This window comes from Natronosalvus caseinilyticus (assembly GCF_017357105.1).
GTDB lineage: Archaea > Halobacteriota > Halobacteria > Halobacteriales > Natrialbaceae > Natronosalvus > Natronosalvus caseinilyticus.
The window spans coordinates 2,556,973-2,572,045 of the sequence record NZ_CP071596.1; the positions used below are offsets into that span (position 1 = coordinate 2,556,973).

The following is a 15,073-nucleotide window of genomic DNA, read 5'->3' on the forward strand; positions in this document are numbered from 1 at the left end:
TCACACCTCCACGTCCCACCTGTACGTGGCGTAGTCGAGCGCGGCACCCAGGCCGACGCCGTAGGCCCAGTGGGCGAGTATCGAGAGGCCGACGTAGCCGACGAGGGCGAGCCCAGCCTGACCGGTGTAGAACGCGAGCAGGAACCCCGAGGTAACGATGGTTGCGAACGAGAGGCCGCGAGCGATGGGCGTCCGACCGGGAAGGTATCGGGCGATGGTGAGAAACAACAGGGGCCAGACGGTCGACCCGGCCAGAACGAACAGCGCGTATCCGACGGACGCACGCTCAGGAGCGCCGATCAGGGCGGCGAGTTCGATGAACGCCTGCAGGTGAAAGACGCCGATGGCGACGCCCACGGCCAGCACGGCGGTCATCAGGAGGGTCCCGACCAGTCCCGCGACGGCCCCGACGAACACGTTCTCGGTGACCGATCCCACCAGCGGACGGATTTGCCTCGAGATCGATGGACTGCCGATCGTTGGGTCGGTCGTCGACGCCGGTCTCGTGGTCGCCGGTTCGCTCGGTTTGATCCCGTAATCGTCCTCGAGGCGGCGCTCGAACCACTGCCACTCGCGGGTGAACTGCTCGGTTCGCTTGAGGTTCCAGACGTCGGCGTCGTCGACCGGCGGGCCGGCCCAGTACGACCAGAGCATGTTGTAGAGCCACAGCAGGACGCTGATGCCGATCAGGTAGGCGCCGATCGTGGCGACCTGCTGGAGGGGCGCGTAGGCCGGTGGGTAGTCGGCGTAGCGACGGGGAAGTTCGAGCACGCCGAGGATCACGAGGACGGTGAAGGTGGTCGTCGAACCGACCACGAGCAGGGTCGCCTGGAAGCGGGCCAGCCGTCGGTCGAACAACCGGTCGGTGATGATGGGGTACCAGTAGTAGCTCGCGGCGAACATCATGAACGGGATGATGCCCATAACGATCAGGTGGAAGTGGCCGACGACGTAGTAGGTCCCGTGGTAGGTGACGTTGATGGGGACCACGGCGAGGAAGATACCCGTGACGCCGGCGATGACGAATGTAAGGATTGAGGCGACACAGAGGATCATCGGTGCCGTCAGGCGGACGGTCCCGTCCCAGATGGTCGTCATCCAGTTGAACACCTTGATCGCGCTCGGGACGGCGATAGCGATGGTCGTGACCATGAACCCGGCGCGGAGGCGGGGATCCATCCCCGTGACGAACATGTGGTGGGCCCACACGCCGAAGCTGAGGACGCCGATGGCCAGCGTCGAGTAGACGACGAACTGGTAGCCAAAGAGTGTCCGTCCGCAGAACTTCGGCAAGATGAGGCTCATCAGGCCCGCCGCGGGGAGGAAGATGATGTACACCTCCGGGTGGCCGAAGAACCAGAAGAGGTGTTGCCAGAGCAACGGCCCGCCACCCTCGACCGCGTAGAAGGTCGTGCCCACGTTCCGGTCGAGCAACAACAGGACGATGGCACTCCCCAGCAGCGGGAACGCGAAGACGACGAGCGCACTGGTCGTGAGAATCGTCCACGAGAAGATGTCCAGGCGCGCCCAGGTGACGTCCCCAGCGCGTTCGTAGAAGATGGTGACGATGAAGTTGATCGCCGCGAGCGTCGTTGCGATGCCACTCAGATGGAGCCCCAGGAGGAGGAGGTCGATCTGCGGATTCGCCGTCTGGACCGACAGCGGCACGTACAGCGTCCACCCCAGGCCGGGTTCGCTCAGCGCCCCGAAGAAGTTGACGAGTGCGTTCTCGCCGAACAGGGACCCGAGAATCTTCGCCGTCACCTCCGAGATGAGCCCCGCTCGAGCCAGCAGGAGCGCCGGCGGGAGCATCCAGAACCCGATGGCGTTGAGTCGAGGGAACGCCATGTCGTCGGCCCCCAGCAAGAGCGGCAGGAAGTAGTTCCCAATGCCGAAGAAGATGGGTGTCACGAAGAAAAACAGCATCGTGATGCCGTGGGCCGTAAACAGCTCGTTGTACGTCGGCTCGTTCCAGACCGACGCAGCGGGGACGAGCAGCTCCGTCCGCATCATCATTCCGTCGATGCCACCCCAGATGCCGGCCAGGGTACCGAACGCGATGTACAGCAGACCGATCTCGCGGTGGTTGGTAGTCGTCGTCCAGCGCTCGAGGCCGGCCCGAACGCTGGCGATGTCGACCGTCAGATCCCGACGGACGTGCGTTCCGCCGTCCGGGCGGGCGCCGTGTCGGCTCGCACGGTGAGCGATAACGAGACAGCCGAGGAGAATTGCGACGAAGAGGCTGACACGTAAGAGGGCGGGGTCGGGCATCATGGTGGGGACCTCCCGGGTGACGCTACCCTCGCGAGGGTCCTCGAGCGGCCGCTCGAGCACAAAATACGCACCTGGGCCTCGACGTTCGGACGACTCCTCATGCGTCGATCTCACCACGCTACCACGAACTTCGTAATGAAACCCTGCCGACGCAACCTCTCGCTACGCTGACGCCACCGTGGTAGTTATTTGGTCTCGAGCGTGGTCGATTGCCGGGATGGAGGGTCGGTACGTCCGTCTCGTCCGGTGGCTGATCGTCGTGGCGGCAGGAGTGGTCGCCACGACGATGCCAGTCGCCGCTCAGTCGGCCAACCGCGACCTCATCGACGGCCTCTACGTCCAGTTGCTGTACGTCGCACTCCCGCTGACGCTGTTCGTCATGGTTATCCTCTCGTACGCCGTCGTCCGCTTTCGGGACAACGAGGATCCTCGGCCGACCGCGGAGGACCCAGCCCTCGAGATCACCTGGACGGTCGCGACGGCGGTCATCCTGCTGTTCGTCGGGGTCTCCTCGTACGCGGTACTTGCCAGTCCGTACCTGTCGCCGGGCGTCCTCTCCGACGAGGATCTGGCCGGGACTGGCGACAATCCAGTCGAGGTCGCCGAGGACGACATGGTCGTCGAAATCGTGGCTTACCAGTGGGGCTGGCAGGCCACCTATCCGGAGGCGAACGTGACGACCCAGGACGTGATCGTCGTGCCCGCGGATCGCGACGTCGCGTTCGTCATGACCTCGAGGGACGTCATCCACAGCTTTGCCGTTCCCGGTCTGGGTCTGCGTCAGGACGTCTTCCCCGAACAGGAGAGCGCCGTTCGGACCAATGTCTACGAACCCGGCACCTACCAGGTCCAGTGCACGGAGTTCTGTGGTGCCCAGCACGCACACATGCGGGCGACGATCGTCGTCGTCGACGAAGAAACGTACCAGACGTGGCTCGTGAACCACGAAGGCGAGGAAAACGTGACTGACGCACCGGCGGCCAGAGACTAGTGGACTAACTCGAGGATGCGGGTCGAGACCGGAAGGCGATCCAGACGAGCGCGATGAAAAACGAGACGGGAAGTGCGACGACGAACCCCCAGAGGTAGTTCGCTCCCCAGAGTACCACCAGCAATATCGCGAAGAGACCGACGGCTACCAGCGGGGCGACGGCGATAGCGGCCTGCTGTCGGTCGATATCCTCGGACGGTGAGCCTCCGCGAGCGCGCATACGGATACGGGTTCGACACTCCCGAGGGACAAATATCCCCAGTGAGCGACCTCGGGGCGCACTCGAGAAAATCACGGCGAGTAGGCGAACGACTACGACCCGACGCTCCACCGAGTTTCGTAGGGGTAGCGCTCGGCGCGGTACAGCGCTACGTGGGTTACCAGCGCGACGACGACCAGTCCCACGTTCACCGGCGTCGAATCGTACGCGACGACGTTGATGACGATTTCCCCGCTGTAGACCGGCCAGAAGGGTTCCATCGCCGCATGCGGCGCCGACGAGAGCAGGTCGACGAAGATGTGACTGAGGCCGCCAGCCCAGAACGCGCTCGTTGCGAAGACGAACGTCGTCTCGGGAGCAATCGAGTCGCTTCGAATCAATCGATGAGCGTTCAACGCCCCCGTGAGTGTCCGTGCGGCCACGGCCCCGAAGACGAGACCGACCACCAGGACGAACGGAACGGTGTGTGTCAACCCGTGGTGTTGGAGTTGAGGATGTGAAAAATAGGAGTCGAACAGGAGGTCGACGTCCGGAAGCAACGCCGTGACCTGTGTGAGCGCGGCGAACGTTAGCGCCGGTCGACGACCCCACAGGATCCAGGCGGGAACGGCGAACAACAGTGCCATCGCACCGTGACCGATTGGCTCCACCATCTGCCCCTATAACGTGTAGAGTATAATATTCACCCACTCGCCCGGATAGCCGGTCGTCCCACCGCTTCGATACGATCGGAGGCGGCTCCTTCCCGACGAATTTTACCCACTCCTTTATCATCGTTGGCGGTGTGCATCGACGGACCATGCCGACGCTCGGCCTCTCCAGGGAGTCGATTCGAGATATATCGGGAAACCTCGTACCCCTCGGCGTGCTGCTGTTCTTCGCCGGGTGGTTGCTCCTCGAGCGCCCGTGGGGGTGGGACCTGCTGTCGCTGGCCGTCGTCTACGGGCTCATCTTCTCGCTCGTGGGAACGCTGTTTCTGGTCACGTACGTCGTCGCCGTGCGGTTTCAGGAAGCGACACCCGAGCGGTGACACCGAGTATGATCGCAGATTCCGACGACGAACCGACCTGGAGCGAACCGACGGCTGCAGCCTCACGCTGTCCGGACTGCGGCCGTCCGTTCACGACCGAGGAGCGTCGCCTGCTCCACCGGGGCCTCGAGCACCCGGATCGACTCACCGCTCGAGAGCGCGAAGCGTATGCGACGGTCGCAGCGGCGGAACGCGGCGCTCACAGACGCTACGTGCTAGGTGCACTGATCGTGTTCGTGGTGACGTACTTCGGATTCCTGTTCGCGTACGCGATCGTCGCGTGAGCGGGGTCGCGCGGGGGACCCGCCCTCAGAACGTGATGAGGACGATGCCCGTCACGAAGAGCAAGACGACTACGACGGCGAGAAACAACCCGAAGAGTGCTTTTTCGGACATGGGAATTCGTCATCGAGCGAAGTGATAAAACACGTGTCGGGTGAATCCAGGTTCAGGTGAGTATGTGCACGCGACGATTGTGCATTCGGACACCCGCGTCGGAGACGCCGGGGCCAGTGCACCAGTCAAAACCGTACGGAAGGTCGGCAGTCACTCGTTTCGACCGGAGAAATTCACGTCGAACGGGCTACAATCCACCACCGCGCATCTTATGCCCGTTCGAAATCTCCATTCGGCCAATGGTAACAGTTGACAATGTACTGGGTCTTCTCAACGAGAAGCGCCGCCGATACGCACTGTACTATCTCAACGAACAGGATGGTGCAGTGCCAGTCGAGGAGGTCGTGGAAGCGGTAGCGGACATGGAAACGGACGAGGGGTCCTCTCCCCTCCCGGACGAGAAGTGGAACAATATCGAACTCTCACTTCATCACAACCACCTCCAGAAAGCCGACGAGTACGACTTCATTCACTACGATTCGGAGGCGGGCGTCGTCGAACTCGTCGAATCCCCCACCGAACTCGATATCATCCTCACCGTCGCGAACGTGCTCGAACGGACGAACTGAGTCGTACCCGGAAGCCGTACGACTCGCCGCAAACGGTACTCGAACGCATCCTCGAGCAATCGCACAATCCGTCTCTGCCAGCAGTCGCACAATCCGGATCCTCGAGTGTCCCCACCTCCAACCCGCTACTCGTCCTCGACCAGACAGTAGGCGTGGCCCGGTGCCTCGAAGACCGCCTCCTCGCTGTCGCCCCAGTAATTCGAGATCCTGGCCCGTTCGGCGTAGTAGATCCGGCCATCGCGCGGAATCGGTTCGCTGGTCACGTGGCCGCGATTCATCACTTTCCATCGAACGTCGCCAGTGTCCTTCTCGAGCGCGTAGAGGTGGCCGTCGTAGGAGCCCACCAGCACCGCGTCGGCGGTCACCGTCAGCGATCCCAGCACGTTACCCTCGACGTGGGTCGACCACAGCTCCTCGCCCGTGTCCGCATCGAGCGCGTAGACGTTCCAGTCGTCGCCGCCCGTGTAGACGACGTTCGTCTCGGGGTCGATTCCCGGATTCGACATAACCACCTCGCCGATCTCGAACGACCACTCCTCGCTCCCGTCCTCGAGGTCGAGGCGGTAGAAGTGCCCGTCCCAGGAGCCGACGAACGCGCTGCCGTCGTAGGTCGGGATCGTCCCTTTGACGTGGTGGCCCGTCTCGAACTCCCAGGCGAACTCGAGGGAGGGGAACTCCCAAGCGTAGACGACGCCGTCGTTCGACCCGGTGACCATCCGCTCGGTCTCGGGGTCGATTGCCGTCGAGGGGTGGGGCATCCCCCACAGGCGGTCGTCTTTCCACAGCGGCTCGCCCGTGCCGGCGTCCAGCGCCCACATCGTTCCCGCGTTCGGGTTCGAGTACTCGGTGACGACGTAGATCACGCCGTCCCAGTAGGCCGGGCTCGAACCGATGGCGATCGAGCCGTCGAGTTGGCCGCCCGTCGTGTGCCAGATCTCGTCACCGGTTTCGGGATCGAAGGCGTACATGTCGCCGTCGTAGCCCCCGAGGTAGGCGACGTCGCCGATGACTGTTGGCGTCCCGTGAAAGCCCAGGGATCTCGAGGCGCCCGTCATCCGCGTCCACCTGTGTTCGCCGCGCGGGGTTACCGCGTGGATGCGGCCCGTGTCGGACGGGATCAGGATCGTCTCGCCGTCGGGCGTCGGCAGGGGGCTCGACTTCGCCGCGGTGTGGCCGATGTAGTTGACCGGGAGCGACCAGTTGACCGACACCGACTCAGGCACGGTCTCGTCCGGGTAGTAGCCGAGGCGGCGAAGCCCGTGGCGAAACATCGCCGCGTCGTCGCGGTCCGGGTACGCTTCGTCGTAGGGCAGGATCTCGGGGTCGAACGAGTCCTGATCTCGCGAGTAGGTGCCGTACCCGGGGAGCGCACAACCGGCGAGTCCCGCCAGAGCCAAGCTCCCCCCGGCGAGGACCTGTCGTCTCGAGACGTGCGGTGGACGGGTCATCTGTCGTCGAGCCAATTGGAAGGGTTCCGGTATAGTTCCGCCGGTTCGAGAGGTCACGTCGCCGACGTCTCGAGTCGGATTCCCGACGTCAGGCTACGGAGTTCGTTGTCAGGCACAGAGAGTCGTTGCTAGATCCAGGGATTCGTTGTCGAGTCGAGAGACGCGTTCCGAACCGAGGGATTCGAGGGTCGAACGCGGGTCGCTCGAGCCAGAGGTGTACTCCGATTATATCCCTGCTACGATTCGGTAGACGGGCAGTGACAGTTTATCCGTCCCGAAGACGATCAAGTGGTTTTCTATATGGTCCTTATTCACGTAATAGGTATTTTATACGTATGTGGACTAGAACTATATTCAGGTTTGTGGACGACCAGCGTATGTCAACGCACGCAACACACTGGAACGGCACCGCGACCTGCCCGTTCTGCGGCGGCGAACTGAGCGACCCGGGCGCCGGATTCGTCGACCACATCGGCGTCAACCCCGACTGTCGAGTCGAGTTCGATACCTGGCGCGACAACGTCGCAGACGATCTCGGCGGTACCTGGAGCGGATAGTCGATAGTCGAGGTCCATCGTCGACTTAAACTCGAGCGCCGTTCGGGCCCTATAACCCGACTGCCTGCCCGTCTTTTCGCGGTTCCGTCGCCCCGGTAAGCACGTCTCCGGTGCGGCGAACGAGCTGTGCACCCCCGAACATCACGGGTGGAAGCACCTGCACGTCGTGGCCTTTGCGCACGAGTCCGGTCTGGTTCGGGAACCGTTCCTCGACGCCGAGGGACCCCTCCTCGCGGTAGCGCCAGCGCGGCGCGTCGAGCGCTTCCTGGGCGCCCATCCCGTAGTCGACCAGGTTCGAGACGACCTGGACGTGGCCCTGGGGTTGCATGTATCCGCCCATTACACCGAAGGCCGCCCAGTCGTCCTCGTCGAACTTCGCGATGGCTGGCACGAGGGTGTGAAACGGCCGTTTGCCGGGCTCGAGGCGGTTTGGATGTTCGGGATCGAGCGAGAACGAGGCGCCCCGGTTCTGGAGGGCGATACCGGTGTCCCCGGCGACCAGCCCGCTCCCGAAGCCGGCGAAGCGGGAGTTGATGTACGAGACGAGATTGCCTTCCGCGTCGCCGACGGTGAGGAGCGCGGTGTCGGCGTCCTCGGCGGCTATCGTCGGCACGCCCACCGCGGGGTCCTGAATCGCCCGATCGCCGATCGCCGCGGCGCGCTCGCGGGCGTAGTCCTTCGATGCCAGCGGCGGCACCGTCTCGTAGGTGGGGTCGGTGATGTAGTGGTGGCCGTCGACGAACGCGAGCTTCGTCGCCTCCGCGAACGCATGCACCCGCTCGGGGGAGTCGTACGCGTGCTCGCCCGCCCCGATTTCCTCCGCGATGTTCAGCGCCTCGAGCGCGATTAGCCCCTGGTTGTTCGGCGGCAGTTCGAAAATCTCCGCGCCGTTGTAGGTGGTATGCACGGGCTCGAGGAACTCGGGTTCGAAGGCGGAGAGATCCTCGAGGGTCAGGAAGCCGCCCTTCGACTGCACCTCGTCGGCGATGGCCTCGCCGATCTCGCCCTCGTAGACGGCGTCCGCGCCCTCTTCGGCGATCGTTCGCATCGATTCGCCGAGGCGTTCGAGCGTCACGACTTGGCCCGGATCGGGCGCTTCGCCGTCGAACAGGTAGGTCTCGCGGGCGTGGTCGTCGGTAAAGAGGCGGGGTGCGCCCTGCCAGTAGTAGGAGATGACCTCCGAGACGGGATAGCCTTCGAGGGCGTAGTGAATGGCTGGCTCGAGGACGTCAGCGAGCGTCAGTGTCCCCAGTTCTTCGACGGTGGCCTCCCAGCCGCGGACCGTCCCGGGAACCGTGACTGCGTGCGGCCCCAGGAACGGCATCTCGAGGTCGTCGCTCGCGGTGTCGTCGACGGCGTAGCCCCTGGATTCGGGGTACCAGTCGGCGGCGTCCTCGAATTCCTGGACGGAGCGCGTGACGTTCTCGATGGTCGCCTCGGCGGGGGCGCCACCGCAGGCACGCATGGCGCCGACCTCGCCATCGGCGGTTCGGTAGAGGGCGAAGACGTCGCCGCCGAGGCCGGTCGACGTGGGTTCGACGACGTTCAGCGCGGCCGCGGTGGCGACGGCCGCATCGAAGGCGTTCCCGCCGTCCTCGAGGATCGAGAGGCCGGCCTGAGCCGCCAGGGGCTGACTCGTGGCGACCATCCCGCCGGTGGCGTGGACCGAGGAGCGTCTCGAGTCGAATCGATCGAGGTCGTAGTCGGTGCTCATGACAGGGGCTTTCGCTCGGGGGTCAAAAGTGCGGGCGTTCCGGCAGGCCGGGACGAGGACAGAGGGACGCCGTTCTAAACTATAATATCTATAGTGTGTGCGTGGTCGGGAACGGAATCTGCAAAGCAGCTTCGTCGAGTGATCTCGAGTCGTCGGGCGCAACGTTCACGGCCACTGGGTCGAAACGTCGGTACGAACGGGGTAGCGAACCCACCGACACCAGCCCATGGCCAACGAACCGTACCTCCCCGGCGTCGACCACACCGACGAGCGCGAGGACCGCATCGTCCTCCACGTCGACGCCGACTGCTTCTACGCCGCCTGCGAGCGCCTCCGGGAACCCGACCTCGAGGGCGAACCGGTCGTCGTCGGCATGGGGTACGAACCCGGTGACTCAGTGGGGGCCGTCGCCACCGCCAGCTACGAGGCGCGCGCATTCGGCGTCGAGAGCGCCCAGGCCATCTCGACGGCACTCGAAGTGCTGCCCCGGCGAGCGGACGCCGAGGACGATCCAAACCTCATACTCGAGGAAACCGGTCACTACCGTCCGGTCGACATGGACTACTACCAGTCGGTCGCCGCCGAGGTGAAGGACATCCTCCACGACTGCGCCGACGTCGTCCGCGAGGTGAGCGTCGACGAGGCCTATCTGGACGTGACCGAGCGCACCGCCTGGTCGGTCGTCGACGGCTTCGCCCGCCACGTCAAAGACCGCATCCGTCGCGAGGTCGGCATCACCGTCAGCGTCAGCGTTGCGCCCTCGATGAGCGCGGCCAAAATCGCCAGCGACTTCGACAAACCGGACGGCCTAACGGTCGTTCGTCCGGGCGAGGTCCGCGAGTTCTTGGCCCCGCTTGACGTCGACCTGCTCCACGGCGTCGGCCCCGTGACGGCCCGCGAACTGCGGTCAATGGGGCTCGAGACGGCGGCGGACGTCGCTGCCGCCGATCCGGAACCCCTCGTCGACCGATTCGGCGAGCGCGGTCGCGAACTCTACGACCGCGCGCGGGGAGACGACGACCGACGCGTCGAACCGAAGGGACTTCCGAAGAGCTTCTCGCGGGAATCGGCGTTCGACGGCCCCGTCGAGGAGCGCGAGCCGAAACGCGAACTGGTGGAGACGCTCGCGGCGGCCGTCGCCGACCGCGCTCGACGGGAGGGCGCGCTGTACCGGACCGTGGGCGTGAAGGCCGTCCGTCCGCCCTACGAGGTCAACACGCGCGAGCGGTCGTTGCCCGGACCGGTCGACGAACCTGACCTCGTCCGGGAGATCGCCCTGGACCTGTTCGCCGAGTTCGAGTCCGAGCCCGTGCGCAAACTCGGCGTCAGGGTGGCGAACCTCGAGTTCAGCGAGGCCGACCAGACGAGTCTCGATGGCATCAACTGGGAGGATCGAACGGGATCGGAGGAGGCGGACTCGAGTACCGACGGCGGCGATGACGGCGAGAACGACGCACTTGGCGGAGCGGACTCGAGTTCACCCACCGAACGGGTGACCGACGCCGCAGAGCAACTCGACCTCGAAACCGCTCTCGCGTCGGATTCGGGCGATCGGGACGAGACCGAACGGTCTACCGACGAAGACGACGAGGAACGAGCGAACCGCGAAACGTCGGTTCGAGGCTCCGGACAGGTCTCTCTCGACGAGTTCGAGTAGAGGCTGCTGAACGCGGTGAAGACGTCGTCGGCCGAAATACCCATGCCAGTTCGTTCACGATAGCCAGATACGCCGCGGAGACAATCAGCGATATTGAAAGTATAAGTTGTCGCAGGAAAACGGTCTAACAGACCAGTCCCGGGGCTATAGACGACCGATCTTCCATGACCGACGATATCGACTTCTACGACCTTCTCGACATCTCATCTGACGCCTCCCAGGACGACGTAAAGCAGGCGTTTCGCGAACAGGTCCGGGTCTATCATCCGGATCTGAACGACGACGACCGGGCACAGGCGCAGTTTACGGCGCTCAAGAAGGCCTACGACATTCTGGGCGATCCGGTCGAACGCCAGGCCTACGATCGCCTCGGGCACGAAGATTACGTCGCCAAGCGAACGTCGGGACTTCCCTCTCCTGATCTCTGGAAGTCGGCTACGGACGCAGACAAGGATACAAACGCGGACGAAAACGAGAACGAGGGAGACGATTCCTCGAGTTCGAAATCCGATTCAGATTCGGGATCAGAATCGCGGTCGCGGTCGTCGACCACCTCCCGTACCACCAAAGCGACTGCCTCGAGCGCGACGTCGGCAGGCGGGACGACGGACTCGCGAACATCGAGCGAGAGTGCGAGCGCCGGCGCGGGATCGGCCGGTGCGTCCACCTCGAGTACGAGCACTGGCACTGGAACGGGCACTGGAACCGGAACGAGGGCCGGCACCGGGACGAACGCTCGCTCGAACGCAACCGCCTCAAGTGCTAGCGCGGGCGGGACGACGGCCGGCACCGCCGGTACGTCGAGTGCCCGGACCGAGTCGACCCCGCACGCTCACTCTCGCAATCACGCTCACTCGAGGCCGGGTCGACTGACCGACAACGCGCTCGTCCGGTGGTGGCGCGACCAGAACTTCGCCTGGCCGCTCATCTGGACGTCGATCCTCGTGTATCTCGCCGGATTCGTCCACTTCGGACTCGAGCACGAGAACGCGCTCTCGAACCTGGCGCTGGAGTTACGGTCAATCGGCGCCGAGCCGAACGCCCTCTGGACGTCCCTCTCGACCAGTCGGCACGGCATCTCGACCCCGTTCGCGTTCGTCTCGAGCGTCGAGTTGGTTGCCCCGCCCTCGCCCCTCGAACCGATCCAGTGGTACGGCGTCCTGGCCGGAGCCGTCGGCCTCTCGTTGCTCTTCGTGCTCGCCGCACGAATCGCCTGGCGCGAGGAGACCTGGGGGCCGATCTCGCTCGACGAGACCATCGTCGTCGGGGTCGCGCTCACCGCGGCGACGATGGTCGTCGGCGGGCCGCTGCTCGCGGGAAGCGTCCTCATGCCGCTGCTGATCGGCGTCGTCGTACACCGAACCCACCAGCTTCCCGGGTGGTCGCCCTCGTACCTCTACGTTCTGAGCGTCCTGGCGCCGCTCGTCGGGTTCGCCGTCGCCGCCGCCGGGTACGCGACGCTCCCGGCCGATCTGGCGCTGTTCGTCGTCGTTCCGCTGCTCGGTGCGCTGGGGCTTCCGCTCCGCGTGAGCGTTCGAAAACGGTTCGGACGGTAGGTGCCTATTGTGGCTATTGTCGCCGTTGTGGCGGCCGAATCGCGCTCACCCGATCCGCGTCGCTACGCCCTTCGTCTGCCTGTAGTCCGAATCGAGGATCGCCTCGAGTCGCTCGAGCAACTGCTCTCGGTCCCCGGCTTCCCACTCGACCGGGTCGAGAATCGGGACGACCATGAACCCGCGACCGCGGAGCTCCGTCGCGTGGAGGGCGGGCATGTCGAGGTCGATTCGATGGCGCTGGGTCGTGTACTCCTGGAGAACGTGATCGGTTGCCCTGGCGCCGACCGGCAGGAGAACGTGGGCGTTGATCGCGCGCAACTCCGCGTCGAAGTAGCGCTCGAGTTCGTCGTACTCGTCGGTGGTCGGCGGCCGGCCGCCGGGAAGGGTACACATGTGGAGGTAGTCGGCGAAGAAGTTCGAGAAGACCGGCTCGCTGGCGGGACCGCTGACGAATCCGACGGCACGGAAGACTTCGAGGAGGCGCTCGCTCGTCTCGTGTTCGGTGAACGGGATGCCGGTGGTCTCGCCGCCGTGGATACCGGGATGGTCCCCGATGAGGTGGAAGTCGGCGTTGGCGTCGCCGTAGCCGAACACGGCGGGGACGTTACCGGGGTCGTGCTTCTGGAAGGGCGGTCGCATCCCGAAGGGGTTGCTCGTACGGTCGGTGACGTTCTCCACGAGGGTACGGAGGCATCGAAGTGAAATAACGGCATTGAACCGCTTCGAGGCGGAGGCGAGTCGCCCTTCCCCGAGTCGACCTCGAGAGCGACGGCTGGCGGCGCGAAGAGTTCGACGAATCGCTCGTTCTGGGGTAGACGATCGAGGGTGAAGGGGGAGACGAGTCGATCGTAAAATGCACGAACGTGAATAATATACTCGGGACGAGAGAAAAGATGGGCACGAACCCGAGCATTGAATAGGCTCGCGGTGTCCGGTTCCGGTATGACGACGATTATCGACGGAAAAGCGGTCGCGAGCGAGATACGAGCGGATCTGACCGGAGCGATCGAGACGCTCGCGGACGCCGGCGCCCGTCCAGGGCTGGCGACCGTCCTGATGGGCGACGACCCGGCGAGCCAGACGTACGTGAACATGAAACAGCGCGACTGCGAGGAGGTCGGCATCGAGCCTCACCACGTCGACGTCCCCGGCGACGCTGCCCCCGAGGACCTGTACGAGGTCATCTCGGAACTCAACGACGATCCCGACGTCCACGGCTACCTCGTCCAGTCGCCGGTCCCCGACCACGTCGAGTATCGGGACGTGATCCGGCGAATCGACCCCATGAAGGACGTCGACGGCTTTCACCCCGAGAACGTCGGACGATTGGTCGCCGGCGACGCTCGCTTCCGGCCCTGTACCCCCCACGGTGTTCAGAAACTGCTCGAGGCCGCAGGCATCGACACCGAGGGCGCAGACGTGACCATCGTCGGACGCTCGGACATCGTCGGCAAGCCCCTCGCGAACCTACTGATCCAGAAGGCCGACGACGGCAACGCGACGGTGACCGTCTGTCACTCCCGGACCGACGACCTCGTGGCCAAGACGCGCGCGGCAGACGTCGTGATCGCCGCCGTCGGCGTCCCCGAACTGATCGACGGCTCGATGATCGACGAGGGTGCGACCGTCATCGACGTCGGTGTCAACCGCGTCGAGAACGACACCGAGAAGGGGTACGAACTCGTCGGCGACGTCGACTTCGAGAGCGCGAAGGAGCGAGCCGGTGCGATCACCCCTGTCCCCGGCGGCGTCGGCCCCATGACGCGCGCGATGTTGCTCTACAACACGGTCAAAGCCGCCAGCCTGCAGGAGGGAGTCGACGTCGAGCTGCCGTGATCCTGACCCTGACTCCTCCCTCTCCCTGACTTCGTCGAACGCGGTCGCTACAACGTTTTCGCCAGCGACTCGAGCCCCTCCCGAGCGGCCTCGAGTTCTGCCCCGTCCCCCTGGACGCCGTTCGCCAGGTGCCGAGTCGTCTCGAGCAGTCGTTCCGCGATCGCCGGTTCGACGTCGCCCTCGAGCATACGCAGGCGGGTTTCGTGATCAATCAGGCTCTCGAGCGTGCTCTGGGCGTTCTCGAGTTCGGCTTCGAGTTTGGGTTCCGGTTCCCGGTCCGTCTCCTCGACCCAGACCCTGAGGTCGCGCCGATAGACACGCACGGCGTCGGCAACGGCCAGGCCTCGAGCCTCGTGAAAAGACGGCGGGACCGTCTCCGGGTCGGGGCGCGTGCCGTCGTCGGCATCGCGCAACAGCGAGAGGAAGTACATTTCCTCGTCTTCGGTCAGTCGAGAGGTCCGGGCGACGATGTCGGCGGCGTGGCGGAGTTCCATCGCGGCGAGATACGTGTCGTCGAGCGGGCGTAAGTCCCCATCGGCGACGAATCCGCGGTTCCGGACGTACTCGCGACAGATCTGCCTGGCGCGGTCGGCGAGTTCGTCGTTGGCCGCCTCGTCGACGGCTCCGCGGACGCTCGTGAGGTCGAACGACGCGGGTCGGTCGGTGGTCGCCGTGCGCTCGCCGGTGCCGACGCTCTTGAGGCTCCCGCAGGCCGGACAGCCGACGCTCCCCGTCTCGGCATACGACCAGCGGGTCCCACAGGCCGTACACTCGCGTTCGCCGCGGACGTTCATCGCCGTTCGCTACGCGCGCGAGCCCAAAAGT

Annotated in this window: 15 protein-coding genes; 8 read left to right on the forward strand and 7 right to left on the reverse strand. The window is 64.9% G+C overall.

Annotated features, from left to right (window positions below; all coding sequences use genetic code 11):
* The gene (locus J1N60_RS12240; protein WP_312912584.1) at positions 1-2,271 is read right to left on the reverse strand and encodes a DUF6789 family protein; all 2,271 of its coding nucleotides are present in this window, start codon (positions 2,269-2,271) and stop codon (positions 1-3) included.
* 220 nt (positions 2,272-2,491) lie between these two features.
* Here J1N60_RS12240 and coxB point away from each other — a divergent pair, with 220 nt between their 5' ends.
* Positions 2,492-3,265 carry a cytochrome c oxidase subunit II gene (coxB, locus tag J1N60_RS12245; protein ID WP_312907778.1) on the forward strand — a complete coding sequence of 258 codons (774 nt, stop codon included), beginning with the start codon at positions 2,492-2,494 and terminating at the stop codon, positions 3,263-3,265.
* A 4-nt stretch (positions 3,266-3,269) separates the two neighbouring features.
* On the opposite strand, the gene J1N60_RS12250 is transcribed toward coxB, so the two are convergent.
* Positions 3,270-3,485, reverse strand: a complete 216-nt coding sequence (locus J1N60_RS12250) for a DUF8142 family protein (protein ID WP_312907779.1) — start codon at positions 3,483-3,485, stop codon at positions 3,270-3,272.
* A gap of 92 nt (positions 3,486-3,577) precedes the next feature.
* Entirely contained in the window at positions 3,578-4,138 is a 561-nt protein-coding gene (locus tag J1N60_RS12255; RefSeq protein ID WP_312907780.1) for a metal-dependent hydrolase, read from the reverse strand.
* A 131-nt stretch (positions 4,139-4,269) separates the two neighbouring features.
* Between J1N60_RS12255 and J1N60_RS12260 the strand changes: the two genes are divergently transcribed.
* The 3 genes from J1N60_RS12260 (at position 4,270) to J1N60_RS12270 (ending at position 5,480) form a co-directional block, all read left to right on the forward strand.
* Positions 4,270-4,515: a DUF6684 family protein gene (locus J1N60_RS12260; protein ID WP_312907782.1), complete on the forward strand. Its 246-nt coding sequence runs from the start codon at positions 4,270-4,272 to the stop codon at positions 4,513-4,515.
* An 8-nt stretch (positions 4,516-4,523) separates the two neighbouring features.
* The gene (locus J1N60_RS12265; RefSeq protein WP_312907784.1) at positions 4,524-4,799 is read left to right on the forward strand and encodes a DUF7410 domain-containing protein; all 276 of its coding nucleotides are present in this window, start codon (positions 4,524-4,526) and stop codon (positions 4,797-4,799) included.
* Positions 4,800-5,150: 351 nt separating this feature from the next.
* Positions 5,151-5,480, forward strand: coding sequence for a DUF7344 domain-containing protein (locus tag J1N60_RS12270; RefSeq protein ID WP_312907785.1), 330 nt, complete (start codon positions 5,151-5,153; stop codon positions 5,478-5,480).
* 125 nt (positions 5,481-5,605) lie between these two features.
* On the opposite strand, the gene J1N60_RS12275 is transcribed toward J1N60_RS12270, so the two are convergent.
* Positions 5,606-6,928: an outer membrane protein assembly factor BamB family protein gene (locus J1N60_RS12275; protein ID WP_312907787.1), complete on the reverse strand. Its 1,323-nt coding sequence runs from the start codon at positions 6,926-6,928 to the stop codon at positions 5,606-5,608.
* Positions 6,929-7,305: 377 nt separating this feature from the next.
* On the opposite strand from J1N60_RS12275, the gene J1N60_RS12280 reads away from it, so the two are divergent.
* The gene (locus J1N60_RS12280) at positions 7,306-7,485 is read left to right on the forward strand and encodes a DUF7501 family protein (protein ID WP_312907789.1); all 180 of its coding nucleotides are present in this window, start codon (positions 7,306-7,308) and stop codon (positions 7,483-7,485) included.
* A gap of 49 nt (positions 7,486-7,534) precedes the next feature.
* Here J1N60_RS12280 and J1N60_RS12285 read toward each other — a convergent pair whose 3' ends face one another.
* Positions 7,535-9,199 (reverse strand): gamma-glutamyltransferase family protein, encoded by a 1,665-nt coding sequence (locus J1N60_RS12285; RefSeq protein ID WP_312907790.1) that lies wholly within the window; start codon positions 9,197-9,199, stop codon positions 7,535-7,537.
* A gap of 226 nt (positions 9,200-9,425) precedes the next feature.
* Between J1N60_RS12285 and dinB the strand changes: the two genes are divergently transcribed.
* Entirely contained in the window at positions 9,426-10,856 is a 1,431-nt protein-coding gene (gene dinB, locus J1N60_RS12290) for a DNA polymerase IV (protein WP_312907792.1), read from the forward strand.
* A 164-nt stretch (positions 10,857-11,020) separates the two neighbouring features.
* Complete coding sequence (locus J1N60_RS12295) at positions 11,021-12,412, forward strand: J domain-containing protein (RefSeq protein WP_312907794.1); 1,392 nt, start codon at positions 11,021-11,023, stop codon at positions 12,410-12,412.
* A gap of 45 nt (positions 12,413-12,457) precedes the next feature.
* Here J1N60_RS12295 and J1N60_RS12300 read toward each other — a convergent pair whose 3' ends face one another.
* On the reverse strand, positions 12,458-13,090 hold the full coding sequence (locus J1N60_RS12300; RefSeq protein ID WP_312907795.1) for a uracil-DNA glycosylase family protein: 633 nt from the start codon (positions 13,088-13,090) through the stop codon (positions 12,458-12,460).
* A 264-nt stretch (positions 13,091-13,354) separates the two neighbouring features.
* On the opposite strand from J1N60_RS12300, the gene J1N60_RS12305 reads away from it, so the two are divergent.
* Positions 13,355-14,248, forward strand: a complete 894-nt coding sequence (locus tag J1N60_RS12305; RefSeq protein WP_312907797.1) for a bifunctional methylenetetrahydrofolate dehydrogenase/methenyltetrahydrofolate cyclohydrolase — start codon at positions 13,355-13,357, stop codon at positions 14,246-14,248.
* A gap of 47 nt (positions 14,249-14,295) precedes the next feature.
* Here the strand turns inward: J1N60_RS12305 and J1N60_RS12310 are convergent, their stop codons facing one another.
* Entirely contained in the window at positions 14,296-15,042 is a 747-nt protein-coding gene (locus J1N60_RS12310) for a DUF7117 family protein (RefSeq protein ID WP_312907799.1), read from the reverse strand.
* Between the last annotated feature and the right edge of the window lie 31 nt (positions 15,043-15,073).